This window comes from Mesorhizobium sp. M4B.F.Ca.ET.058.02.1.1, assembly GCF_003952505.1.
In the GTDB taxonomy this organism is placed as follows: domain Bacteria; phylum Pseudomonadota; class Alphaproteobacteria; order Rhizobiales; family Rhizobiaceae; genus Mesorhizobium.
This window is the reverse complement of the sequence record NZ_CP034450.1, coordinates 5,225,419-5,249,857: the sequence shown is the minus strand read 5'-3', so window position 1 is coordinate 5,249,857 and position 24,439 is coordinate 5,225,419. Positions and strand designations below refer to the sequence as shown.

At 64.6% G+C, this 24,439-nt stretch carries 25 protein-coding genes; 13 read left to right on the top strand and 12 right to left on the bottom strand.

The genetic code is table 11. The annotated features are described in order from the left end of the window. Positions 1–4 precede the first annotated feature (4 nt). On the bottom strand, positions 5–463 hold the full coding sequence (locus EJ073_RS25515; RefSeq protein WP_126058023.1) for a L,D-transpeptidase: 459 nt from the start codon (positions 461–463) through the stop codon (positions 5–7). A 350-nt stretch (positions 464–813) separates the two neighbouring features. Between EJ073_RS25515 and EJ073_RS25510 the strand changes: the two genes are divergently transcribed. After that, the gene (locus EJ073_RS25510; protein ID WP_126058022.1) at positions 814–1,146 is read left to right on the top strand and encodes a hypothetical protein; all 333 of its coding nucleotides are present in this window, start codon (positions 814–816) and stop codon (positions 1,144–1,146) included. Between the two features lie 31 nt (positions 1,147–1,177). Next, positions 1,178–1,345: a hypothetical protein gene (locus tag EJ073_RS31770; RefSeq protein ID WP_189340605.1), complete on the top strand. Its 168-nt coding sequence runs from the start codon at positions 1,178–1,180 to the stop codon at positions 1,343–1,345. Between the two features lie 64 nt (positions 1,346–1,409). Here the strand turns inward: EJ073_RS31770 and EJ073_RS25505 are convergent, their stop codons facing one another. Then, the gene (locus EJ073_RS25505) at positions 1,410–2,096 is read right to left on the bottom strand and encodes a response regulator transcription factor (RefSeq protein ID WP_126058021.1); all 687 of its coding nucleotides are present in this window, start codon (positions 2,094–2,096) and stop codon (positions 1,410–1,412) included. 94 nt (positions 2,097–2,190) lie between these two features. Here EJ073_RS25505 and EJ073_RS25500 point away from each other — a divergent pair, with 94 nt between their 5' ends. Together EJ073_RS25500 and EJ073_RS25495 are read left to right on the top strand one after the other, a co-directional pair. Then, positions 2,191–2,922 carry a response regulator transcription factor gene (locus EJ073_RS25500; RefSeq protein WP_245455362.1) on the top strand — a complete coding sequence of 244 codons (732 nt, stop codon included), beginning with the start codon at positions 2,191–2,193 and terminating at the stop codon, positions 2,920–2,922. 251 nt (positions 2,923–3,173) lie between these two features. After that, the gene (locus EJ073_RS25495) at positions 3,174–5,234 is read left to right on the top strand and encodes a sensor histidine kinase (RefSeq protein ID WP_245455360.1); all 2,061 of its coding nucleotides are present in this window, start codon (positions 3,174–3,176) and stop codon (positions 5,232–5,234) included. A 204-nt stretch (positions 5,235–5,438) separates the two neighbouring features. Here EJ073_RS25495 and EJ073_RS25490 read toward each other — a convergent pair whose 3' ends face one another. Further along, positions 5,439–5,843, bottom strand: a complete 405-nt coding sequence (locus EJ073_RS25490; RefSeq protein WP_126058020.1) for a hypothetical protein — start codon at positions 5,841–5,843, stop codon at positions 5,439–5,441. Positions 5,844–6,356: 513 nt separating this feature from the next. On the opposite strand from EJ073_RS25490, the gene EJ073_RS25485 reads away from it, so the two are divergent. Beyond that, on the top strand, positions 6,357–7,559 hold the full coding sequence (locus tag EJ073_RS25485; RefSeq protein ID WP_126058019.1) for an aromatic ring-hydroxylating dioxygenase subunit alpha: 1,203 nt from the start codon (positions 6,357–6,359) through the stop codon (positions 7,557–7,559). A gap of 159 nt (positions 7,560–7,718) precedes the next feature. On the opposite strand, the gene EJ073_RS25480 is transcribed toward EJ073_RS25485, so the two are convergent. Further along, entirely contained in the window at positions 7,719–9,137 is a 1,419-nt protein-coding gene (locus EJ073_RS25480; protein ID WP_126058018.1) for an aminotransferase, read from the bottom strand. A 151-nt stretch (positions 9,138–9,288) separates the two neighbouring features. Between EJ073_RS25480 and EJ073_RS31765 the strand changes: the two genes are divergently transcribed. From EJ073_RS31765 to EJ073_RS25465, 4 genes are read left to right on the top strand one after another with little or no spacing between them, the layout of a single operon-like run. Next, positions 9,289–9,450, top strand: coding sequence for a hypothetical protein (locus EJ073_RS31765; RefSeq protein WP_189347883.1), 162 nt, complete (start codon positions 9,289–9,291; stop codon positions 9,448–9,450). Next, positions 9,447–10,364, top strand: a complete 918-nt coding sequence (locus tag EJ073_RS25475) for an ABC transporter permease (RefSeq protein ID WP_126058017.1) — start codon at positions 9,447–9,449, stop codon at positions 10,362–10,364. The genes EJ073_RS31765 and EJ073_RS25475 overlap by 4 nt, the downstream gene beginning before the upstream one ends. Beyond that, the gene (locus EJ073_RS25470) at positions 10,361–11,185 is read left to right on the top strand and encodes an ABC transporter permease (RefSeq protein WP_126058016.1); all 825 of its coding nucleotides are present in this window, start codon (positions 10,361–10,363) and stop codon (positions 11,183–11,185) included. The genes EJ073_RS25475 and EJ073_RS25470 overlap by 4 nt, the downstream gene beginning before the upstream one ends. Before the next feature lie 55 nt (positions 11,186–11,240). Continuing rightward, a complete protein-coding gene (locus EJ073_RS25465) occupies positions 11,241–12,314 on the top strand; it encodes an ABC transporter ATP-binding protein (RefSeq protein ID WP_126059341.1) in 1,074 nt (357 codons plus the stop codon). On the opposite strand, the gene EJ073_RS25460 is transcribed toward EJ073_RS25465, so the two are convergent. The 4 genes from EJ073_RS25460 to EJ073_RS25445 all read right to left on the bottom strand — a co-directional run bounded on the left by EJ073_RS25460 (position 12,278) and on the right by EJ073_RS25445 (position 16,430). After that, the gene (locus EJ073_RS25460; protein ID WP_126058015.1) at positions 12,278–13,588 is read right to left on the bottom strand and encodes a flavin monoamine oxidase family protein; all 1,311 of its coding nucleotides are present in this window, start codon (positions 13,586–13,588) and stop codon (positions 12,278–12,280) included. The two genes, EJ073_RS25465 and EJ073_RS25460, sit on opposite strands and share 37 nt — an antisense overlap. A gap of 219 nt (positions 13,589–13,807) precedes the next feature. Next, positions 13,808–14,890, bottom strand: a complete 1,083-nt coding sequence (locus EJ073_RS25455) for an ABC transporter substrate-binding protein (RefSeq protein WP_126058014.1) — start codon at positions 14,888–14,890, stop codon at positions 13,808–13,810. Between the two features lie 52 nt (positions 14,891–14,942). Next, entirely contained in the window at positions 14,943–15,608 is a 666-nt protein-coding gene (gene betI / locus EJ073_RS25450) for a transcriptional regulator BetI (protein WP_245455358.1), read from the bottom strand. A gap of 27 nt (positions 15,609–15,635) precedes the next feature. Beyond that, positions 15,636–16,430, bottom strand: a complete 795-nt coding sequence (locus EJ073_RS25445) for a methyltransferase domain-containing protein (RefSeq protein ID WP_126058012.1) — start codon at positions 16,428–16,430, stop codon at positions 15,636–15,638. Between the two features lie 198 nt (positions 16,431–16,628). Here EJ073_RS25445 and EJ073_RS25440 point away from each other — a divergent pair, with 198 nt between their 5' ends. Genes EJ073_RS25440 through EJ073_RS31760 form a run of 4 tightly spaced genes read left to right on the top strand, consistent with a single transcriptional unit; the run spans position 16,629 to position 21,235 of the window. Next, positions 16,629–18,248 (top strand): NAD(P)/FAD-dependent oxidoreductase, encoded by a 1,620-nt coding sequence (locus EJ073_RS25440; RefSeq protein ID WP_126058011.1) that lies wholly within the window; start codon positions 16,629–16,631, stop codon positions 18,246–18,248. Then, a complete protein-coding gene (locus EJ073_RS25435) occupies positions 18,235–19,809 on the top strand; it encodes an NAD(P)/FAD-dependent oxidoreductase (protein ID WP_126058010.1) in 1,575 nt (524 codons plus the stop codon). The genes EJ073_RS25440 and EJ073_RS25435 overlap by 14 nt, the downstream gene beginning before the upstream one ends. Before the next feature lie 2 nt (positions 19,810–19,811). Then, on the top strand, positions 19,812–21,071 hold the full coding sequence (locus EJ073_RS25430; RefSeq protein ID WP_126058009.1) for an aminomethyltransferase family protein: 1,260 nt from the start codon (positions 19,812–19,814) through the stop codon (positions 21,069–21,071). Next, entirely contained in the window at positions 21,068–21,235 is a 168-nt protein-coding gene (locus EJ073_RS31760; RefSeq protein ID WP_189347280.1) for a hypothetical protein, read from the top strand. The genes EJ073_RS25430 and EJ073_RS31760 overlap by 4 nt, the downstream gene beginning before the upstream one ends. Before the next feature lies 1 nt (position 21,236). Here EJ073_RS31760 and EJ073_RS25425 read toward each other — a convergent pair whose 3' ends face one another. The 4 genes from EJ073_RS25425 to EJ073_RS25410 form a co-directional block, all read right to left on the bottom strand. Continuing rightward, positions 21,237–22,295 (bottom strand): dipeptidase, encoded by a 1,059-nt coding sequence (locus tag EJ073_RS25425; RefSeq protein ID WP_126058008.1) that lies wholly within the window; start codon positions 22,293–22,295, stop codon positions 21,237–21,239. Positions 22,296–22,437: 142 nt separating this feature from the next. After that, positions 22,438–22,737, bottom strand: a complete 300-nt coding sequence (locus tag EJ073_RS25420) for a GNAT family N-acetyltransferase (protein WP_027166574.1) — start codon at positions 22,735–22,737, stop codon at positions 22,438–22,440. Beyond that, the gene (locus EJ073_RS25415; protein ID WP_126058007.1) at positions 22,730–23,365 is read right to left on the bottom strand and encodes an alpha/beta hydrolase; all 636 of its coding nucleotides are present in this window, start codon (positions 23,363–23,365) and stop codon (positions 22,730–22,732) included. Before EJ073_RS25415 ends, EJ073_RS25420 begins: the two co-directional genes overlap by 8 nt. Before the next feature lie 3 nt (positions 23,366–23,368). After that, on the bottom strand, positions 23,369–24,301 hold the full coding sequence (locus EJ073_RS25410) for a VOC family protein (protein ID WP_126058006.1): 933 nt from the start codon (positions 24,299–24,301) through the stop codon (positions 23,369–23,371). Between the last annotated feature and the right edge of the window lie 138 nt (positions 24,302–24,439).

Below are 24,439 nucleotides of genomic sequence, written 5' to 3'. Positions count from 1 at the left end.
CCTGCTACTTGACGATGACGATGCTGGTATTCGACGGGCCAAAGGCCTCGACGAGCTGGTAGAAATCGGCCGCGGCATCCGGGTGCAGCCGCACGCAGCCGTGCGAGGCCGGCTGTCCGAGACGCTTGATGGCATAGGTCGCATGCACGGCATAACCGCCGCTGAAGAACACCGAATGCGGCATCGGCGCGTTGTCGTACTTCTTCGAATACCACATCTCGTGCATGCGGGTCGGTTTGAAGGATCCAGTCGGCGTGATGTGCGCCCGGTCGCCGGTCGACACCTTCCAGGCGAAGGTCGGCCGGCCATCGACGGTGACCTCCATGGTCTGCTGAGACAGCGAAACCTTGGCCACGATCTGGTTGGCGTGGGCGGCGCCGCTGCCGGCGCCGAAAAGCAGGGCCGCGCCGGTGAACGCAGCGGCGGTGATGTTGATAAGCTTGGCGGAAATGGTGGCGTGCATGGCGATGTCCCCTCTCTCTGCCGGTCCGGCCGGCTCCAATTCGATGGCGGATTTATCGCTGGGTGATGTTTCAAGCCAATTTCGCTTGATGCTCACATTTGTTTCGAATCTGTTTCCCGTGGTTAACCGCCCGACGAGGGGCGTGATCGGGGGACAGGGCATATAGTTAACGCTTCGTTATCGGCATCAGGCTGCAAAGCCCCCAGACGAAAGCACCTATGCCTCTGATATGAAAGCGATACGACCTGCGCCGAAACCAGATTGCAACAAAGCGCGACTCGTGCGGCATGATCCCGATACAAGCCGGCAGCACAGTTGACGCAACGGGAACAGACGACAGCAAAACGAAAATGGGCAGGAAAACGAACCTACGCTCCTGGCTTCTCCGGACAAGCGTCGCTGCAATCGTCCTCGGCGGTGTCGGCTCTGTTGCCGGCAACCCGGCGACGACACTTGCGGCCATGAATTCCGGCGAGATTTCGACGCTGCATGCCGCGCTGTTCATCGCCACGGTCTGGATCGTGTCCAGCCTGCGCGTTAACCGGCTGAAGGCCCTCTGGCGGGTCGGCCTTCGGCTGAAGTGGATGCGCGGCGCCTCCGGCTACTTGCTGCCGAGAGGACCGAAGGCCCGCGCCGCTGCGGGGGGCTCCGTGGGCGGCGCGGGCGCTTCGGGGGTTTCCTGAAGCGGAACCACAAGTTGAAGGGATGGAGCCAATGAACACGAAATCTGCCGCAGCCGTGCTTTCCGCATTGCTTTACGCACAAGGCCTTCTGGGCTTTGCCGGCCTTGCCACCGTCCTCTTGCGGGACCGTGCCCAGGCTGAGGTGGTCGCCGTCGCCAGCGATGCGCCATCCGGCCCTTCGGCCATCGTGCTGCGCTGAGCGAGAGCATCGGACCAGAATGGAAACCGGTCCGATGCTGAAACAATCGAACAGTCTGGCTGATTCAATCGACGCGCTGCGTCGGCGGGTCGAACCGGTAGCCGGCGCCGCGTATCGTGGTGATGGTTTCGGTGTCGAGCTTGCGGCGCAGCCGCACGATGCGCGAATCGATCGAGCGGTCGAAGGCGTCGGCGTTTTCGGCCGGCGCCGCGGCGATGATGTCGTCGCGCGTCAGCACCTTGCGGGGACTTGCCAGAAACAGCTTGAGCAGCGCCACCTGGCCGGGCGAAAGCTGGTCTTCCGCGCCCGAGCGGTGCATGACCATCGCCGACCTCAGATCGACGGTTGCGTTCTCCAGCACGATCAGTTCCCCGGCGGCCCTGCCGCGCCGCGCCAGCAGGCCGCCGATGCGCGCGGCCAGTTCCCTGACGTTGAGCGGGCTCTCGACGACGTCGGCGGCACCGAGCTCGAGCGCCAGCACCTTGTCGACCAGGTCGGTCGGCCGGCAGATCAGGATGAAGTCGGGTCCGCCCTCGCCGCCATAACGCCGAAGCAGATCGCGCCCCTCAGCCTGGCTCAGGCTGTCGCCGACAACCACCACGTCGATGCCTTTGGCCGAAAGCAGCGATTCCGCTTCCCAGGGCTGGCGCGCCGCGCGCACGTCATGACCGCGCCGCTCGAGATGGTCGGCAAGGTCGCCCGCCACCACTTCGGCGACGGAAACGAGCGCGATGACGGATCGTGCGGCCATTTTTCTCCACCCTGCGACAGACATCTCAAGATGAGTGCTGGACATCATGTTTATACCCAATCTACTTTCCGCTGAAAGCGGGAGCCAGAGCATAGTGCGGGCAAGAATTGTCGTCGTCGAGGACGAGCCTGACCTGAGGGATGCCGTCGCCGAGTATCTCGGCGCCAGCGGCTATGAGGTGGCGACGGCCGAAAGTGCCGCCGCGGCGCGGAACCTGCTTGAGACGCAATCCTTTCATCTCGCCATCCTCGACATAGCCATGCCTGGCGAGGACGGCCTGTCGTTCGGCCGCTGGCTGCGCTCCAAGACCCCGATCGGCATCATCTATGCCACCGCGGCCGGCACCGCGCTTGATCGCATCGTCGGGCTCGAGCTCGGCGCCGACGACTACATCGTCAAGCCTTACGAACTGCGCGAGGTGCTGGCCCGGGTGCGCAGCGTGCTGCGCCGCGTGCCGCAGCCGGCCGAGCCGCAGGCCGCCAAGCCCGAACCGGCCTCTGCCGGCCGCCGCATGAGCTTCGGCTCATTCCACGCCGATCTCGACGGCAGGCTGGTCACCGGTGCCAACGGCGCGGTCGTCGACATGGCCAAAAGCGAGTTCGACGTACTGGAAGTCTTCCTGACGCGCGCCAACCGTCTGCTGACACGAGCGGCGATCTCCGAAGCGATCGGCTTCGTCGAGGACCCGGAATCTTCGCGGGCGGTCGACATCCGCATCATGCGGCTGCGAAAGAAGATCGAGACCGACCCCGCCAACCCGAAGTTCCTGCGCACGGTGCGCGGCGAGGGCTATATCTTCTCGCTGCCGAGCGGCGAGGGCAACTGAGCCTGAACCGCAGCGGCCCGAACTGTGAGGCCGCCGTCATTCGGCCATGACGGCCGGTGACCTTCGATATCCGGAATCCGGCTGGCGCGTGTCCTTCCGGATGCGCAAAGAACGCTGTAGCATTTTTGTCCTGCATATGGTTCCTCCGGGAACCCACGATCGATTTTCGAACTGTGTGCTGAATTTCATATCCTGCCGATCTGGCCCTGGGTGACGTATTGAACATGACAGCCGAAGCCGCCCGAACGGATATGCAAGCCACCCGCCAGGGCGCGGCGATGGCGGCCGTCCGCGTCGTGCGCCGGCTGCGCGAGGCCGGTGACTGGCAGCGCGAGATGGACATCATCCTGGAGACGCTCTGCCGCGCCATGGATTGCCAGCGCGGCATTCTGTTTCGGCTTCGCGAGCTTCCGGGCCAGGGCTTCGCCCAGTCGGTCTCGGCCTACTGGATCGATCCCGAATTCGGCGGCGAACTCGCCTCGCCCACCGTCATCATGCAGTCGATCATCAATTCCGACCCGTTGCTGGAGCGGCTGCAGGAGGACGAGCGGCAAGGCAAGGTCTTTGCCGGCCATACCCGCGATCTCGACGGCTTCCTGAGAGCCGACTTCGAGAAGCAGAATATCAAGTCGTTCCTGTCGGTGTCGGTCTTCGCGCATGGCCATCTCTGGGGCACGCTGGCGGTCAACGATTGTGTCGCCGAGCGCGAATGGACCGATGAGGAAGAGGCGACGCTGCACATCATCGCGCTGGCCATCGGCGATGCCATCGAGCACTCGCCCTCCGACGCCCATGCCAGTGAGGTTATCCGCCGCACCATGCTGCAGGCTTCGCTCGACGCCATCGTCGTCATCGACGAGACCGGCTCGATCATCGAGTTCAATCCGGCGGCCGAGAAGATGTTCGGCTTCCCGCGCAGCGACATCCTCGGCAAGGACCTGCTCGACACCATCGTTCCGATCTACTACCGCAAGGGCTATGCCTCGGGCGCCGAATACATGTCGGGCCGCGGCGCGCCAATGGTTGGCCAGCGGCTCGAGACCGTGACCCAGAATGCCGCCGGCGAGGTGTTCCCGATCGAACTGACGGCGACCGAGATGCGGGTTGCCGACCGCAGGCTGATCTTCGGCTCGATCCGCGATTTGCGCGACAAGCTGCGCGCCGAGGAGGAAATCGGCCGCCAGCGCGAGAAGCTGCACCAGAACGAGAAGATGGCCGCCATGGGTTCGCTGCTGGCCGGCGTCTCGCACGAGCTGAACAACCCCCTTGCCGTGGTCGTCGCGCAATCGACGCTGTTGCATGAGTTCGCCACCGACCCGCAGACCAAGGTGCGCGCCGAGAAGGTACGCGCAGCCGCCGAGCGCTGCGGCCGCATCGTCAAGAGCTTCCTGTCGATGGTGCGCCTGCATCCGACCGAGCAGGCAGAGACCGACCTCAACCAGGTGATCCGCGCCGCGCTCGAAGTGACAGCCTATGGCGCGCGCTCCAGCGGCATCATCATCGACACCGAGTTCGCCGTCGGCCCGCTGCTGGCCATGGCCGATGCCGACCATGTCACGCAGGTGGCCGCCAACTTCCTCGTCAACAGTCAGCATGCGTTGGCTGGCGTCGCAGGCGACCGGCTGATCAAGGTGCGCACGTTTCGCAGCGATCGCGGCAATCCCGGCTTCTCCGTCGAGGACAACGGCCCTGGCGTGCCGGAAGCGATCCGTTCACGCATCTTCGAATCCTATTTCACCACCAAGCCGATCGGCGTCGGCACAGGCATCGGCCTGTCGATCTCGAAGTCGATCATCGAGCGGCACAACGGCAACATCTGGTTCGAGGAGGTGCAGCCGCACGGCGCGCGTTTCGTGGTCCAGCTGCCGGCGATCACTGCCGGCGCGGCCGCTGGCAGCGAAGGACCGGCGCGCTCAAGCGGCCTGCGCCACGCGCTGATCATCGACGACGAGCCCGATGTCGCCGGCTCGCTCTCCGACATACTGGAGCTGATGGGCGTCAAGTCGCGCGTCGTGCCGGCGTGGACGTCGGCGGCGGCGATCCTCAGCGGCCAGATGCCGCCCGACATCGTCTTTTCCGATTTGCGCATGCCCGGCACCAGCGGCATCGCAATCTATCGCGAGTTGCTCGCCGAACGGCCGGCGCTGGCGCAGCGCTTCGTGCTGGTCACCGGCGACCTGATCGGCGCCAAGGCCGAGATCGAGGCGCTGCCGCCGCATCAGCGGCCGCAGATCCTGGAAAAGCCGTTCAGCACGCTGGACGTGCGCGGCGTGCTTTCGGCCATCGCCGAGCAGGCTGCCGTGGAGAGCTGACATCCAGCCGTTCAAAGATACTGGAGCAAGCGCAGGAACTCGCCGTTAGCAGGCCGGCCTCACCTGAATATCGACAGACCGAAAAAAAGAGGCTCCCAACCGACGATGCGGTGGGAGCCTGACTTGAGCGCAGGAGGAGCGCTCTGGGGAGGTCAAAGCGTGATCGCGAAGCGGGGAACTGTTTCGCGGATCACGTTCGACAAGTCAGAAGACGTTCGGCGTGCTGGTCAGCGGCGCGGCATTGGCGATCATGCGCACCGCGCGTTCCCTATGCTTGCCGGACTGCTCGGCAATGGCGCGCAGACAGTCCGCGCTCTCGGCGCCCCAAGCCTGGCCCTTGCAGGCGAAATCGATCTGCGGCATCGGCAAACGCCCGGTCTTGATCGTGGTCGACGCGCCTTCGACGGCACCTGCCGGCGGATTGAGCGACGCGAAGGCGGGGCCTGCCGCCGGTGTGAGGAACATGCCGGCGAAGGCAAGGGCGCCAATCGCCATGAACATCGCCATCGGATGGTCGCTGGCGCGCTGGCGCAGCGCCAGCTTCGGTCGCCGATCGTTGCGCTCCGGTGCCTGGAGGCGGTTGTTGGCGGTCTGGACTTTCGTGAACATCGCAATCCCCTTCATTGTCTTTCTTTTTGCTATGAAACGAATGTATCCGCACCCGGTAACGGATGGATGATACGCGATGGCTGCCCGTGTAACCGGCTTGAAACAGAAAAATCGGGCATGATCGGGCATATTCGGTCATTCCCCGATTTTCGTGTTCGTTTGCAATTTCTGTTCCATAAGCGCGACCTGAAAGGCGACCTCACAGGCGAAGCAATGGGCCTGAGGCGGTCTTGCGGACTATGAGCAATCTCACACTTGCGAAGGAAATCGGGGCCGGGACTGCGTCTCTGAGAGCCGCCGCTTCTCGCTGCCAGGTCGACGTCGATCGGGCCGCTCCGGGCCTGTTTCAGAACCCTGGTTAACGCCCGGATTTTCCGTGATTTTCCCTGGCCAGATCGTCGCTGAGCGGATGCAAACCCAGCGCCATCAAAATTTTATATTTCAACAAACCATTGCATTTCAAAGCAAAATATACTTATATTGAATGATCATTCAACAAAAGAAGAGCCTTCTATGAACCCGCATCTCCGTGACGTGGCGATCCCCAACGATTGGGACCGGCGGGGTCTGCCGGGATGGAGCTACCACTCCAACGCGCTTCTAGAACTCGAGAAGGAATACGTCTTCCGCAACCATTGGCAGATCGCCGGACATGTCTCCGACGTGCCCAATCCCGGCGACTATCTGACCATGGATGTCATCGGCGAACGGGCGCTGATCGTGCGCGGCAAGGACGGCCTCGTGCGCGCTTTCAACAATATGTGCCGCCATCGCGGCAGCCGCGTCGTCGCCGACAGCCAGGGCACCTGCAAGAACGCGCTTGTCTGCCCGTTCCATGGCTGGGTCTACAATCTCGACGGCACGCTGCGCGGTGCCGCCCGTCCGCGCTCCTTCCCCGATCTCGACAAGACCGAATTCGGCCTGATGCCGCTCGACCTCGAAATCTGGATGGGTTTCATCTTCATCCGCTTCCACGAGGGAGGCCCGCAGCCCTCGGTGGCCGAGCTTTTGAAGCCGATCGAGGCCGAGATCGCGCACTATCGCGTCGCCGAGATGGTGCCATCGTGGGGCATCTGGACCCAAAAATCGCCGGTCAACTGGAAGTCGGTGCGCGACGTCGACAATGAAGGCTACCACGTCGCCATGGCGCATCCGGCGCTACAGGATCTTTATGGTGCGACCTATTTCGACGAGCCCTTCGTCAACGGCGTGTCGCGATCCTTCGCCACCTACAATCCGCATGCCGGGCGGCGCTGGAGCGTGCGCGAATACATCAAGCGAGCGCCCGACGCTTCGCATCTGCCGGAGCATCTGCGCAAGGCCTGGATCTACTACGGCATCTTCCCCAACAACGCGCTGTCGATCATGCCGGAATCCGTGCAGTTCTATCAGGAGTTCCCGCTGTCGACCGGCGAGACCCTGCTGCGCGGCGCAATCTACCGCTACAAGGACGAAACGAGAGAACAGGCGGCGGCGCGCTATCTCGCCTACCGCATCGACCGCGACACAATGGACGAGGACGTGCAGCTTTCGGTGTGGTCGAACGAATCCATGCTGTCGGAAGCCTTCGAGGGGTTCTATCTCTCCGACCTCGAATATGGCGTGCGCACCCACCACGATCATCTGCGCAAGCAGATCCCCGTGCTCGGCCTGGAGACGGCGCCGGAGGAAAAGAACATGTGGGCGCTGAACGACGCGCTGCGGTCGAGGGGATAGAGCAGGCAGGTGAGGGGCAGCGCAGGTTTTTGAGATTATCGTTTTAGTCAGACGCCAATTTCTGGCGTCGTCCGGCGACCAACCAATCGCCGAGGTCGGCGCTGCCCCTCATCCCCCTGCGGGCACCTTCTCCCGTAGAACGGGGAGAAGGAAGAACCCTCACCCCCGCCAGACGCCCTCTTTCCTGAGATCGTCCATCGTGCGCGAAATGCCCTCTCGCAGGATCGCCACCATGTCGTCGATCTGCTCGCGCGAAATAATCAGCGGCGGCGACATCACGCACATGTTGATCAGCGGCCTGACCAGCAAGCCTAGCTCATGGCAATGTGCGTCGATGCGTTTGCCGACGTCCTTGTCGAGCTGCAGCGGATTCCTGCTTTCGCGATCGGCGACGCATTCGATGCAAGCCATCAGCCCCATGCCGCGCACCTCGCCGACCAGCGGCAATTCCTCCAGCGACTTCAGCCGCGCCTGGAAATAGGGCGCGACCTCACGCGCGTGCCCGAGCACGCCGTCTTCCAGCAGGTCGAGATTCTTCAGCGCCACCGCGCAGCCGATCGGATGGCTGGTGTAGGTGAGGCCGTGGCCGAACAGCGCGTCGGGATGGTTGGAACGGCGCAGTTGTTCCAGCAGCCGCCCCGAGATGATGACGCCGCCGAGCGGGAAATAGCCCGAGGTGACGCCCTTGGCGAAGGTGATCATGTCCGGGTCTATGCCGAACACCTCGCCGGAGGCAAAGACGTGGCCGAGACGTCCGAAGCCGGTCACCACCTCGTCCGAGACATAGAGGATGTCGTTGTCGCGGCAGATCTGGCGGACGCGCCTCAGATAGCCCTCCGGCGGCACGACCACGCCGCCCGAGGCCTGCACCGGTTCGCCGACGAAGGCGCCGATCCTGTCGGCACCGACGCGGGCGACGGTGTCGCGGAACTGATCCACCAGGAAATCGGTGAAGGCAGCGATGCTCATCTCCTTCGGCCGCCGGAACGGATCGGGCGAGGAGAGCTTGACCACCAACTCGTCGGCGCCGTCCATCCAGTCGCGGTCGCGCGGGCGGCCATTGAGCGAGGCCGACAGATAGGTCGAGCCGTGATAGGCGCCGCCGCGGCTGAGGATCAGCTTCTTCTCCGGCCGTCCCCGCACATTGTTGTAGAACTGCATGAAGCGCAGCGCCGTCTCCACCGCCGACGAGCCGCCGGTGGTGAAGAAAGTGTGGCTGAGATCGGCGGGCGCGTGACCGGAAATGCGCCTGGCGAGCTCCGCCGAGGGCGCGTTCATCGTGTACCACGGAGTGTTGTAGGACAGCGCCATCGCCTGGTTGTACATCACGCTGGCCAGTTCCTCGCGGCGGTGGCCGACATTGAGGCACCACATGCCGGCCGGCCCGTCGATCAGCCGCTTGCCGGAAGCATCGGTGATGTAGATGCCGTCGCCCTCGCCGATCAGCGCGCGCGCCTCGGCGCCGACCGAGCCGGCATACGGCCAGGGCTGGACGAGATGGCGCTTGGCCAGCTCCACGGCATCGTCATCGCCGGGCTGGTTGGTTTCCCTCGCCCTGATCTCCCTTGCAGCCGCCATCTTAGCCTCGCATCGTATGGTTGTGGATCCTTCGGCGGACAAAGAATGAAGCGGCAAGCCCCGGAAAAATGGTCTTTCTTCACTTCATTTTGAATGTCCGTTCAATCAATATTACAGAAATAGCGCTTGATTTCAATTGGCGGATGCGCTCATGATGAAAGAAAGCCGGCAAGCAAGCGGCGCGACCAGCAACGCACCGTTCGGTTGCGCCGCGAGCAAAAAAGGGAACAAGCCGCCGGCGCTGACCAATGGGAACCACATGCCGGAACTGTTCGTGCCAGCGACCGAAATCACGCCCGGAGCGCTGCAATGACGGCGGCTGCCGAAGGCTCGCCCCCGCTGCGCATGTCGCGGGCCAGACGAAATGCCCTTCTGCGGTCCGAACCCGTCCAGGGCTTTGCCCTGATCAGCCCCACCTTCCTCTATGCCCTCGTCCTGCTGGTGCTGCCGATCCTGGTGGTTTTCGCCCACTCCTTCTGGACGCAGAACTACCTGACCATCGACCACGCCTTCACGCTGGAGAATTACCGCATCGCACTGACCGAGCCGATCTATCGCGATCTGCTCTGGCGCTCGCTTTACATCTCACTGACGGTCAGCGTGCTCACCGTCATCCTCGCCTACCCGATCGCCTATTTCATTTCCTTCCACGGCGGCCGTCACAAGAGCCTGTGGCTGTTCCTCATCACCATCCCGCTCTGGACCAGCTACCTGCTGCGGGTCATGTCGTGGAAGGTGATCCTCGGCTACAACGGCGTCTTGAATTCCGGCCTGATGGGCCTCGGCATCATCGACGAGCCTTCTACCGCGCTGCTCTACAATTCGAGCGCCGTCATCATCACGCTGACCCATGCCTGGGCGACCTTCGCCATCCTGCCGATCTTCGTTTCGCTGGAAAAAGTCGACCGTACGCTGGTCGAGGCTGCGACGGATCTCGGCGACGGCCCGCTGCGCTCCTTCCTGCGCGTGACCCTGCCGCTGTCGACGCCGGGGGTCATCTCGGCGATGCTCATCGTCATGATCCCGACGGTCGGCGACTATGTGACGCCGAAGCTGGTCGGCGGCAAGGACGGCGTCATGATCGCCAACGCCATCCAGGCGCAGTTCGGCAAGGCGTCGAACTGGCCGCTGGGCGCCGCGCTCTCCGTTACCACCATGGTGATCGTGACGCTGATGGCGGGCGCCACGGTGCTGATCATCCGCGCCGCGCAGAGGCTGGCTCGATGATGGCGATCAAACGCTTGCTCCCAGGCGGCTGGCTATCGGCCTATGCCTTCCTCTATGTCGCCTTCCTCTATCTGCCGGTCGTCTTCCTGCCGATCTTCTCGATCAACACCGCGGCGACACCGAAATTCCCGCTCTCGGGCGTCACCCTCAAATGGTACGAGGACCTGCCGCGCACGCCGGCGCTGATCGACGCCACCTGGAACAGCCTGATCGTCGGCGTCTCCGCTTCGGTCCTGTCGACCGTGCTTGGCATCCTGGCCGCCCGCTCGATCACCCGCTACCGCTACCCCGGCCGACGCGCCATCAACGGGCTGATCATGGCGCCGCTGGTGCTGCCGGAGGTCATCGTCGCCATTTCGATGCTCTTGGTGATGCTGCAGCTCGGCCTCAGCCTGTCGCTGTTCACCGTCGTGCTCGGCCATGTGCTGGTTTGCATCCCCTATTCGATGACGGTGCTGACCTCCGGCTTCGAGGGCTTCGACCGCAGCCTCGAGGAAGCCTCCGCCGATCTCGGCGAGAGTGCCTTCGGCACCTTCCGGCGGGTGACACTGCCGATGGTGATGCCGGCGATCATCTCCAGCCTGCTCGTCTGCTTCACCATCTCGCTCGACGAGTTCATCATCGCCTTCTTCCTGACCGGCACCGAGGCGACGCTGCCGATCTACATCTGGGGCCAGCTGCGATTCGCGGCCAAGCTGCCGGGTGTGCTGGCGCTGGGCACGCTGCTGCTCCTCGCTTCTTTCCTGCTGATGACCATTGCCGAGATCCTGCGCCGACGGGCGGCCAGGCGCACGCAGACCGAGGGAGGCCTTTATGCCTGATGTGATTGAGGCCAAACGGCCGCGCCAGGCCGATCGTCTCCAGTCGGAGCGGCCGATGATCGAGATCCGCGATGTCACCCGCAGCTACGGTGCCTTCAAGGCGCTTGACGATGCTTCGCTGACCATCCGGGAAGGCGAGTTCTTCTCGTTGCTCGGCCCATCTGGCTGCGGCAAGACCACGCTCTTGCGCATGATCGCCGGCTTCGACAATCCGACCAGCGGCTCGATCGCCGTCGACGGCCAGCCGATGGAGGGCATTCCCGCCAACCGCCGTCCGACCAACATGGTATTCCAAAGCTATGCCATCTTCCCACATCTCAATGTCGAGCAGAACGTCGCCTACGGGCTGAAGCGCTTGAAGCTGCAAGCGGGCGAGGAAAGGCGCCGCGTCGAGGAGGCACTCGCGCAGGTGTCGCTGACCGGTCTCGGCAAGCGCGGGGCCACCGAGCTCTCCGGCGGCCAGCGCCAGCGCGTGGCGCTCGCCCGCGCGCTGGTCATGCGTCCCAAGGTGCTGCTGCTCGACGAGCCGCTCTCGGCGCTGGACAAGAAGCTGCGCGAGCAGATGCAGGTTGAACTGCGCCGGTTGCAGCAGGCGGTCGGCATCACATTCGTGCTGGTCACGCATGATCAGTACGAGGCGCTGGCCATGTCGGACCGCATCGCCGTGATGTTCGGCGGCAAGATCGCGCAGATCGCCTCGCCGAAGGAGATCTATCAGCGCCCCGTCAACCGCCAGGTGGCCGATTTCCTCGGCGGCATGAACTTCGTCAAGGCCGAAATCGTCGAGGAGAACGGCGCCTCGCTGGTGCTCGACACGCTGGGTTTCGGCCGCGTCAGGACCGACAAGCCGAAGGCTTTTGTCCGCAATGGCGGCGCGGCGACGCTCGGCATCCGGCCGGAACGGCTGCGCGTACTGTGGGACAATGCGACGGCCAAATTCGAGGTCGCCGGCAAGGTGGTCGAGCGCCACTATTTCGGCGAGATCACCCACCTGATCGTCGAGATACCCGGCCTGGAAAAGCCGCTCTCGGTGACGGAGACCAACGATTTCGGCGCCGACGACATCCCCGTCGGCGCGCCGATCCGCCTCGCCTACGATCCCGAAGCCCTGGTGGCGATGGCGGATTGAAGGCTGGTCAGGATCTTTCCGGCGGCGATGCGCCCGGCCACGATAGCGCCCTCGACATAGGCGGGAAATGACGGCGACACTTCCGACGAGGCGAAATGCACCGGCGGCGCGCCGGCAAGAATCGTGCGCTCGGCATCCCGTGCCGTCGCGTCGACGATGAGATCGCCATAGGCGCCGCCGCTCCAGCGGTCATCCGTCCAGTCGCGGTGGCTGAAATCGAGCATATCGGCCGCCTCCGGGCCAAGCGCATCCACGAGCTTCGCCGTGACTTCGGCGCGCAACGCCGCGGCGCTCAGCTTGCGGCAGCGCAGCGCCAGCGGTCCGCCGATGAAGACGACGAGCGCTGCGTGCTCGGCATCCTTGCTGGCGTCGCATGCAAACAGGCCCGGCATGTCGCGCCACATCACCATGCCGCTCAGATCCCGTTCGCGCCAGAACGGCTTGGGGTAACGGATCAGTATCTTGACCACCGCGCCGCTTTCCCAGACGCCAAGCGCCTTCTTCAAGGCCGCCGGCAAGGCGGGCTGAAAATCGAGCTTGTCGGCCGTCGCAGGCGGCAGGGCGACCAGGGCCTCGCGCGCCTCGATGGCAGCACTGCCCGAGACGACGCGAACGCCTGACGGTCGGCACTCGATGCGAATGACCGCTTCGTTCAGCCGCAGCCGGTCGCCGAGGTCGCCGGCAAGGTCCTCGGCCAGCGACTGCATGGTTTCGCGCAGAAAATACTGCAGCTCCGGCACTTCGTTGGTGATGCGGCGATCATTGTCGATCAGATACCAGAGCAGCAGCTTGTCCAGCGCCAGGCACCACAGGCCCTCGATCATCGAACGGAAGGCCGCCTTGGCATCGGCCGGATCCTCCTGGCGTTGCAGCCAGCCGGCGACGGTCAGCCCAGCGATCGCGGGATCGTCCGGCTCGATTCGGTTCATGCGTTCGCGGATCGCCATCGCGGTCACATAGGTCCGCTCCGCCTGGCCGGCCGACATCGACGGATGGGTGATGAAATCGCCATAGACATAGGTCTCGACGAATGTCTTGCCGCGCGCCTTAGCCAGCGCCATCAGCTCTGGCATGTCCTCGCACAGGAACTGGCCGCCACGGTCGATCAGCTCGCCGAGCCCGTTCCGCGTCGCCTCCACCCGCCCGCCGACCCGGTCGCGCGCTTCCAGCACGAGGAAATCGATGCCGGCCTTCTTCAGCTCGAGCGCGGCCGTCAGGCCGGTGAAGCCGGCCCCGACGATGACGACTCCGGTTCTGTCAGCTGCCGTCGTCAATAGCCGGCCTTGATCTTCTCGAACGCGGCCACCATGCCATCGGCAAGCGCGTAGGCGGCGCCCGCTCCGACGGTGACGACGGCGGCAAGAGCAAGGCAACGAATCGTGGAATTCATGACGCGAAACTCCCCCGTCGCGAAAAGCGACGGGGGAGGTTAGGAGAATTCCCGGGCGTTGGCGAGCCCGTCCGCCGGAGCGGACGGGACACCAGAATCAGGCCTAATAGCCGGCTTTGATCTTCTCGAACTCGGCGATCATCTTGAGCTTCAGCTCGGAAGGCAGCGGCTGCTGGAACAGCGTCTTGTCGACCCACTTTTCCACATTGTCGTAGCCCTTTTCCTTCAGCACCGCCTGGTCGACACCGGCCATGCCCTTGGCGTTGGCCTGGCCGTAGCCCCAGTCCTTGACCAGAATGTTGGCGACCGAGGGATCGTTGACGGCATTTAGATAGTCATAGGCCTTGTCGACATTGCCCGGCGCATCCTTGAACAGCACATAGCCGCACACCCAGGTCGACATGCCCTCTTCGGTGTCCTTCCTGGACTTGATCGGCACGCCTGCGGCCTGTGACTGCACCGCCGCGTCGTTCCAGGCCCAGGCGAGATCCACCTCGCCGCCGGAGAGCAGCTGCACGATGTCGGTGGTGTCGGTCCAGTAGGAGCGCACGTTCTTGTGCACCTGGCGCAGGAAATCCGAGGCCTGCTTGAACTGGTCGTCCGTCATCTTGGTCCAGTCCTTGAGCCCGATGGCGAGGCTTGCCAGCGCATAGGCGTCGTCGACATTGTCGCCGATCGAGACCCGGCCCTTGAACTTCGGATCGGCGAAGGCCTTCAGCGACTGCACGTCCTTCTCGTCGATCTTTTCGGAATTGTAGGTGAGCTGGGTGTCGCCCCAGTCCCACGGCATGAACCAGGCCTTGCCGTCGGCTGTGGTAGCGAGATCCTTCATCGCCATGATGCCGGGATTGAGGTCCTTCCAGCCCATGATCTTCGACGTATCGAGCGGCTGCAGCAATCCGGCCTCGCGCCATTTCACCACGCTTTGCGAACAGGGATGGCCGAGATCGGCCTTGAAGCCGGAGCGCACCTTTTCGAAGGCCTCGTCCTCGTCGCCGAAGAAGGCGAAGGTCGGCGAGTCGCCATCCTTCTCGACATACTTCCCGTGGAAGCTTGGATCCTCATAGCCGGACCAGTCGAACACGATCAGGTCCTTGTCGGCGGCAACCGCCAGCGCCGCCGCGGAAGCGGCGAGCACACCGGTCAGTGCCAGGGTCAGCGTCAGGCGTCGGCTCAGGGTTCTCATTGCTGTTCCATCCTCCTTGTCTTTTCCGCCGGCTCGTCGGCCGGCCTTCTTCTCATGGGTAGTGCCTGGGAAATGCCGCCGCCAGGAACGCATTCGCCGCCTGCAGCGCGGTTTCGCGGGTGGTGTCCTCGGTGCCCATCATCAGCCGCAGCCAGAGCCCCTCGAGCATGCCGCTGAGCGCCAGCGCTATGACCTGGGGTTCATAGGTGTAGCCACCGCTCTCCTTGAGCTTCGCACAGAGATCGATGAAGACCTGCTGGTAGTAGTTGTCGCGCGAGCTGCTCAGCGCCTGGTAGGTCGGCCGCGACTTGGCCTCGCCCCAGAAGGCCAGCCATGCCGCGAGCTTGCGCTTGTTGCAGATCGAGCGGTCGAAGTCGGCCCACACCAGCAGCTGCAGCTGCCTTGCCGGATCATCGCCAGCCTTCTGCAGGGCCGCGCGCCAATGCGCCGAATATTCGTCATACATGTGCTGCAGCGTGGCGATCAGCAGCTTTTCCTTGCTCTCGAAATGGAAGTTGACGATGCCGCGCGACAGGCCGGCGCCATCGGCGACATCGGCCATCGTCGTCTCCGCGTAGCCGCGCTTGGCCAGCGAATCGATCGTCGCCTCGATCAGCTGCAGCTGCCTGACCTCCTTCGAGGCCTTGCGGCCGCGCTTTTCGGCGTCGCCCTTTCGCGACGGTTCGGGGAGAACCTTCCTGGCCTCTGCAGTCTTCATGAGCGTCACGGTCTCCAGCATCGCCGGCTATACCACCGGCTTCCAACCGCGCAGATGAGTGGGACGGTGCTCACCACTGTCAAGCACCTTCTGCATCGCCTCCCAGGTATGGATGTTCTTGTCGACATAGGCGGCACCCACCACGGCGGCGACAGGCCAATAAAGCGGCCCCTTGAGCCGCGCCAGCTCGTCGCGCGCCACTTCGCGATACCAGGGATTGCGGTCGCGCACGGCGATATCGGCGAAGCCCGCCAAGCGCATCGCCTGCGCATAGCGCGCCGGCGAGGCCATGGTGAAGGACAGGCCTTCGGCCGCGACATAGGCCTTCATCTCCGGCGACGGTTCGCCGTCATGCGCAATCATCCAGTTCGACGCGGCGAAGACGCCACCCTGCTTCAGCACGCGAAAGATCTCGGCGAACAACGCGTCCTTGTCGGGCACGTGCAGCAGCGCATCCTTGGAGAAGACGACATCGAAGGATGCGTCAGCGAAGGGAAGCGGACCGGGCGGCGCCTGGATGAAGCTGGTGCGCTCGCCGAGAGATCTCGCGGCCGCCCGTTGCCTGGCGGCCTCGATGACGGGTCCTTCGACATCGAAGCCGGTGGCATACGCCGCGCCGTGACGCTTGACCAGATGCAGCGTGATCCCGCCGGCGCCGCAGCCGATGTCGAGGATCGTCTTGCCCTTCAGCGACAGGCCTTCTACCACCCTGTCGACCTCCTCGGGTCCGCCCGGCGACAGATAGCCGTCGCCCCAGAGCGCCTCCAGGAAGCGAATGGCGGTGTCGTCGTACTCCGGCTCGGCGTCCGCCGTTTCGATCATCGGATCTCAACCCAAGATTTCGAAAGTGGCCAGTTCCAATTGCCCGCAAAGCCTAGCGCATAAACAGGAAAACGCAACACCATTTGTTGAACATTCATTCAAAATGGCTAGACAGAAATCCTTGATCCGTGCCAAATTCGACGCATCGGGGAACAGACCACACAAAAAGAAGGGCATCCGGATGGAGGTTGAGCGCACATGAAGGCGTGGGATGCGATCGTCATCGGAGGCGGCCACAACGGCCTGGTCAATGCCTGTTACCTGCAGCGCGCCGGGCTCGACGTGCTGGTCGTCGAGAAGAACGACTGGGTCGGGGGCGCCGCCACCAGCCGCGAGCTGACGCCAGGCTTCCTTTATTCCAACTGTTCCTACGTCTGTTCGCTGTTCCGGCCAGAGATCATGCGCGACCTGGAGCTGCCGCGCTTCGGGCTGCAGGTGATCTCCTATGAAGGCGGCGCGGTGTTCACACGCGACGGCGACTATCTCGCCAACTACCGCGACCATGACGCGCATCGCCGCGAGTTCGCCCGCTTTTCCAGGCGCGACGCGGAGGCCTATGACCGCTATTCGCGCGACGTGACGCGGCAATGCCGCTTCATCCAGCCGCTCTTGATGCGCACCGCGCCCGACCCGACCAGTTTCAAGCCGCGCGACCTCGGCGAAATGCTCTATCTGGGGAAAAAGTTCGCTGGCCTAACGGCCGAGGAGATGGCGCTGACCTTGCGCTTCTGGACGATGTCGATCTCGGACTTCCTCGACGAGTATTTCGAGACCGACGTCATCAAGGCTAACTTCGCGCTGTCCGGCATCATCGGCACCGCGCTCGGGCCGATGTCGCCGGGCACGGCCTACGTGCTGCTCCACCACTATATGGGCGAGGTCGACGGCTCGGTCGGCGCCTGGGGCTATGCGCGCGGCGGCATGGGCGCCGTCACCAAGGCGCTGGCCGCGTCCTTCAGGGCCTCCGGCGGCACCATCCGCACCGGCGCCGAGGTCGATCATGTGCTGGTCAGGAACGCCAAGGCCAAAGGCGTCGTGCTCGCCGGCGGCGAGGAGATCTACGGCAAGCTCGTCATCTCCAACGCCGACGTCAAGCGCACCTTCCTGAAGCTGATCGAGGAGAAGGAACTGCCCGACATCTTTCTGCGCCGTGTCAGGAACTTCAAGATCCGCGGCTCCTCCGGCAAGGTCAACATCGCGCTGGATTCGCTGCCCGAATTCCGGGCCCTGCCCAAGGATTCGCCGGTCTATCGCGCCGACATGCACTTCACCGATTCCATCGAGCGCATGGAGCGCGCCTATGACGACTGGAAGGCCGATCGCTGGTCGGCCGACCCCTTCCTCGACATGATGATCCCGACCACGCTCGACCCGACCATGGCGCCGCCGGGAAAACATTTCATGAGCTGCTTCGTGCAATACGCGCCGCCGAAGATTGACGGCCGCGACTGGACCGACGCCGACCGCGACGGCTTCGCCGAAAGCGTGATTTCGCAGATCGCCGCATACTCGCCCGGCTTCCGCGACCGCATCGTCCATATGGAGGTGCGCACGCCGCGCGAAATCGAGGCCGAGGTCGGCCTCACCGAAGGCAACATTTTCCAGGGCGAACTGACCTTCGACCAATTGCTGTTCAACCGCCCGGTGCCTGGCTACGCGCAATACCGCTCGCCGGTGGGCGGGCTCTATATGTGCGGCTCCTCCACCCATCCGGGCGGCGGCGTCATGGGCGCGCCCGGACGCAACGCCGCCGCCGAGATCCTGCGCGATCTCGCCAAGCCAACCTCACATATGAGCCCGGCCCATGACGTCATCTGAAGTGAATTGGGATGCCATCGTCATCGGCGGCGGCCACAACGGCCTCGTCGCCGCCGCCACGCTGGCGAAATCGGGCCGCAAGGTGCTGCTGCTCGAAGCAGGCAGTGATGTCGGCGGCGCCGCCCGCACCGAGGAATTCGCGCCCGGCTTTCGTGTCTCGGCGGTCGCCCACCTGCTCAACCGCCTGCATCCCGATGTGGTGAAGACGCTGGAGCTGGAGCGCCGCGGCCTCAAGGTCGAGCGCGCCGATATCGTGCCTTCGGTCGCGCTGTCGAAGGACGGCCCGCTGGTGCTGCACGGTGCCTATGGCGAGGTGCTGACCGGCGCCAGCCCCACCGAGCAATCCGCATGGAAGGAACTGCGCGCGCAGCTGCTTCGCTATGCCGGCGTGCTGAAGCCGTTCCTGTCGCGCCGGCCGCCGGATCTTGCCGGCATGTCGATCGCCGAGATGACCGGCCTCGGCCAGACCGCGCTGGCGCTGAAGCGGCTCGGCAAGGAGGACATGCGCGACTTCCTGCGCGTGCTTTTGATGAATGCTTACGACCTGCTCGACGAGCAGCTTTCGGACGACAGGCTGAAGGGCCTGCTCGCTTTCGACGCGACGCTCGGCTCCCATCTCGGCCCGCGCTCGCCGACCTCGCTGCTCGGTCTCTATTACCGGCTGGCCGGCGAGATCGGCGGCCTTGCCGGCGCGCAGATGCTGCCGAAAGGCGGCATGGGCGCCATCGTCGCCGCCATCCGCGCGGCGGCCGAGAGGGCAGGTGTGACGATCCGCCCGGCATCGCCGGTCGCCAAGGTCGTCGTCGAGAAGGGCCGCGCCGTCGGCGTCGTCACGCAAGGCGGCGAGACGCTGCGGGCAAAGACTGTCGTTTCCGCCATCAATCCGGCGACGACCATCCTCGATCTCGTCGGCCCGCGCGAGGTCGACACGGGCTTCGTGCGCAGGGTGAAGAACATCCGCATGAAGGGCGACGCGGCGAAGCTGCATCTGGCGCTCGACCAACCGCCGCAATTTTCCGGCGTCGGCGCTGCCGGCCACAAGGGCCGGTTGGTCATCGCGCCCTCGCCCGACCATGTCGAGCGCGCCTTCAACCCGTCGAAATATGGCGCGTTCTCGCCCGAGCCGGTGATGGAGATCACGCTGCCCAGCCTGGCCGATGCCTCGCTGGCACCCTCCGGCGCCTGCGTGCTCTCGGCCGTGGTGCAATATGCCCCCTATGCGCTGCGAGCGGGCTGGGCCGCCGGCAGGCCGCAATTCCTCAAGGCGATCATGGCACAGCTCGAGACCTACGCGCCGGGCATCGGCGCGACGGTGCGCCATGCCGAGCTTCTGACGCCTGCCGACATCGAGGCGCGCTACCGCATGCCCGGCGGCCACTGGCACCATGGCGAATTGCAGGCCGACCAGATGCTGGTGTCGCGGCCGGTCTCCGGCTGGTCGGGCTACGACACCCCGCTCGAAGGACTGTTCCTCGCCGGAGCCGGCTCGCACCCGGGCGGCGGCATCTCCGGCGCGCCCGGCCTCAACGCCGCGCGCCGCATCATCGCGATGAGGGCATGAGCATGGCGCAAGCAACCAGGAAGAAGCCCGTCGAGACCGAGGCCGATGCAGCGCTCGAAGCCCGCACCATCGCGCAATCACACTTCCGCACGCTGCGGCTGGGCACGCCCTTCCAGCCGCGCATCGACGCGCTGGGCTTGAAGCAGGAGTGGTACAGCTGGGCCGGCTATCGCGCCCCGCACTCGTTATGGGACGAGGAGCTCGAATATTTCGCCATCCGCAGCCAGGCGGCACTCTTCGACATCTCGCCGATGACGAAATACCGCATCGAGGGGCCGGACGCCGAAGCCTATCTCGACCGTGTCACGCTGCGCGACGTGACCAGGCTGAAGCCCGGCCGCGTCCACTACACCGCCTGGTGCGACGACGAAGGTTTTGTCCTCGACGACGGCACTTTGTTGCGGCTGTCGCCGACGCGCTTTCGCCTCTGCTCGCAGGAGCGGCATTTGCCCTGGCTGCTCGACAGCGCCATGGGCTACGAGGTCAACGTCGAGGAGGAGACCGAAGCCGTCGCCGGATTGGCGCTGCAAGGCCCGACCTCCTTCGCCATCCTGCGCGACGCCGGCTTTGCCGGTGTCGAGCGGCTGAAGGTTTTCGACCTCGCCGAGTTCGCGCATGACGGCGCCACCGTTACGATCTCGCGCACCGGCTTCACCGGCGATCTCGGCTACGAGCTGTTCGTGCCCGCCGACAAGGCGCTGAGCCTGTGGGACCGGCTGATGGCGGCGGGCGAACTGCGCGGCATCCGCGCCATCGGCTACACGGCGCTGAACCGCGCCCGGCTCGAAGCCGGCCTGATCGTCGCCAATGCCGACTTCACCACCGCCGAGCATGCCATTCGCGCCGACCGCCTGCGCATGCCGGACGAGGTCGGCCTCGGTTTCATGGTCGATCCCGAGAAGGGGCACTTCAACGGCCGACGTGCCATTTTCGAAGCGCGGACGAAGAGGAAGCTGCGCCTCGTGCTGGTCGGGCTGGAGATCGAGGGCAACATCCCGGCCGAGCATGCCATCGTCTACTATCGCAAGAGCCAGGAGGTCGGGCTGGTCAGCGCCGCCATGTGGTCGCCGATGGCCAAGCGCAACATCGCTCTCGCCTCGCTGCAGCGGCCTTATGGCGATACGATCGTCGACGACCTCTGGGTCGAGATCTACGCCATGCGCGAGCTGCAGTACCAGAAGCTGATGAAACGCGCGAAGGTGGTGCAGCGCCCCTTTATCAGGCTCGACCGTCGCACCGCCAGCCCGCCGGCGGATTTTTGACATGGCAAGCCAAGCGGACGACGATCTTCTTCAAGCGCGGAGAGATGAATGCCGAGACGCTCGAGGTCTACCGCATCTGCGCCCGCCTAGATCACGAAGACCCCTTGCCCCGCGATCGCGGCGTCGGCAAGGACTGGCTGAAGCGCATCGGCTGCGTGCTGTAACCTAACCTATCGTTCTCTCCAGCACGCTCAACCAGTTGCGATAAGCGATCTTCTCGATCAGCGCGCGCCCGAAGCCGCCTGCGGCCAGCGCATCGATCAGCTTGGGCAGGCCGGCGACATCGCCGATCACCGCCGGGATCATCGCGCCGTCGAAATCCGAGCCCAGCCCGACGCCATCCTCGCCTAGCGCCTGCAGCAGCGAGTCGATATGGCGGACCATGATGTCGAGCCCGGTATCGGCGTTCATCTTGCCATCCTCGCGCAGGAAGCCGGTGGCGAAGTTCAGGCCGACCATGCCGCCTGTCTCGCGGATCGCGCCGAGCTGCCAGCCGGTCAGGTTGCGCGAATGGCCGCAGATCGCATGCACGTTGGAATGGGTAGCGACCAGCGGCGCATCGCTGAGCGCGACCACGTCGCGAAAACCCTTTTCGTTGAGATGCGAGAGGTCGATCATGATTCTGAGCTGGTTGCAGGCCTTGACCAGCGCCTTGCCCACGTCGGTCAGGCCGGGCCCTGTGTCCGGCGACGACGGAAAGCGAAACGGCACGCCGTTGCCGAAGGCGTTGGGGCGGCTCCAGACGATGCCCAGCGAGCGCAGCCCCGCGACGTGCAGCACGTCTAGCATGGCAAGCTCGGGATCGATCGCCTCGACGCCTTCGATATGGAACACCGCCGCGATCGAGCCCTTCGCCATCGCCTCGCGCACGTCACCGGCGCTGCGGCAGACGGTCAGCGCGCCTGCCCGCTCCAGCCTAAACAGGATCGAGGCCATGCCGATGGTCGATGTGACCGCCTCGGCACGCGGCAGCTCCGGCGGCAGGGGTTCGTTGTCGCTCGGCGCCGGCGGCACGGCGCTGCGCTTGGTCTTCTGGATCGGCGGCGGGAAGATCGCGAACATGCCGCCGGCAAAGCCACCCTTTTTTGCGCGGGGCAGGTCGATATGGCCGCCCGGCGTGCCTTCGATGAACAGCTTTTCGACATCCGCTTCCTTCGACTGGTAGAGCCTGAGCAGCGTGTCGTTGTGGCCGTCGAAGACGGGGATGAGGTCGGTTGCGGTCATCAGGAGGCCATTGGCTTGAGGTGGCGGGCCGCGGACGGCGAATGCGCCCGCGGACGATACCTCTACTTAGGCAAGATGGCTAAATCGCGCAAATGCCAGACCGGCGCTTGGATTTGTGGCTGCCGACCCAAAGGGGCGGCGACTACTGCTTCAGCACGTCGGCCCATTCCGGATGGCGGCGGAACTGGGCGTTGGCGAACGGGCAGAGCGGGATGATCTTCTTGCCGGCCGCGCGCGCGTCCTCGACGGCGCGGGTGACGAGGCGAAGCCCCGCGCCCTGGCCGCGAAACACGTCCGGCACCTCGGTGTGGTCGATGATGAGCTGGTGCTCGCCGATCTTGGTGAAGGTCATCTCGGCCTCGGCGCCGCCGGGCCCGCGCAGAACATAGCGGCCCTTGGAGCCGCGATCCTCCAGTTCGATCTCGGGCAATTGATCAGCCATTGCTCACGCTCCCTTCAACCGGCAAGGCGGCGAAGAACCGCCGCGCCGCCTCGATTTCGTTCGGCCGCACCTCGTGCCCACCATCGTGCCATTCCACTGTGACATCGGCGCCATCGGCGCGCAAATAGGCCTCCAGCCGTGACGTCAGGCTGGGCGGACAGATCGGATCGCGTTTGCCGGCCGTGATCAGCATATGGCGGCCGGCAAGGCTGCCTTTCACCTGCGGCTCGAACGGGATCAGCGGATGCATCAACGCCGCCGCGTCGAGCAGGCCTGGCTGCGCAAAAGCCACCGAGGCCAGGATGTTGGCGCCGTTGGAATAGCCGAGCCCGAGAACTGCCGAGGGTTTCGCCGCCTCGACATGCGCCTTCATAAAGCCGGCGATCTTGCCGGTCGCCCGCGCGAGGTCGTCCATGTCATAGACGCCCTCGCCGGTGCGGCGGAAGAAGCGCGCGGCGCCCTGCTCCGACACGTCGCCGCGCGGCGACACGATGGTTGCCGAGGGCAGAAGCTCGCGCCCCAGCGATATCAGCTGGTTCTCATCGCCTCCTGTGCCGTGGAAAACGAACAGCAGCGGGCTGCCCGGCGAACCGGGCAGCAGCTTGTGGAAGTAGGCATCCTTGCTCATGGCTCAGTCTTCCAGCTTCTGCAGGTGCTGTTCGAGATAGGGCCGCAGGTGCTGGTGCTGCGTCGGCAACTTCAGCGCCTCGCCGAGATGGGCGGTGTCCTCGTCGCGGTTGAAGCCCGGCTCGTTGGTCGCCACCTCGAACAGCACGCCGCCCGGCGTGCGGAAATAGATCGCCCAGAAATAGTCGCGGTCGATCACCGGTGTCACGCCGTAGCCCGTATCGACCAGCGCCTTGCGGACCTCGAGCTGCCTGGCGCGATCCTCGACCGCGAATGCGACATGGTGGACCGAGCCGGCGCCGAGATTGGCGAAGCCGGCACCCGGCAACGATTCGATGTCGACCACATCGGCGCCATTGCCGTTCTTGATCGCCAGCCGGCGGATATTGCCGGACTTGTCGACCTCCTCGTAGCCCATGAACTTCAGCAACTCCTCGGTGGCGCCGCCGTCCTTCAGCCTCAGGGCGACCGAGTGAAAACCGCGGATCGCCTCGTCGGTCGGGACCCCGCCCTTCACCCAGGGCGCTCGGCTATCGGACCTGTCCTCGACCAGCGCAAAACCGTCGCCGTCGGGACCGGCGAAGTTGAGCCGCTTCTCACCGAAGCTCTCCGTGCGGGAAACGCCGCTCACGCCTTCGTCGGCGAAGCGCTTTTCCCAATAGGCAAGCGTGCCTTCGGGCACCGAATAGACCGTGGTGCCAACCTCGCCCACCCCATGCCGGCCCTTGCCGATATTGGGGAACGGGAAATAGGTCATCACCGAACCCGGCGTGCCGACCTCGTCGGCATAGTAGAGATGGTAGACGTCGGGCGCGTCGAAATTGACGGTCTTCTTGACCCGGCGCAGGCCGAGTTTCCTGGTGAAGAATTCATTGTTCAGGCGTGCATCGCTGGCCATCGAGGTCACGTGATGCAGGCCCTTGATCTGGTCGAGCATTGTCTTGCTCCTTCCTTTTTGGCTGGTGCGGCCCTCGCCGCTGTCCACGCCAATATGAGGATCGGCACGGCCGCGGCAAAGGACGCAAACACAGAATGGACTGTGCTGTAAAAGTGAACAATATCGCACTGTTTGTTC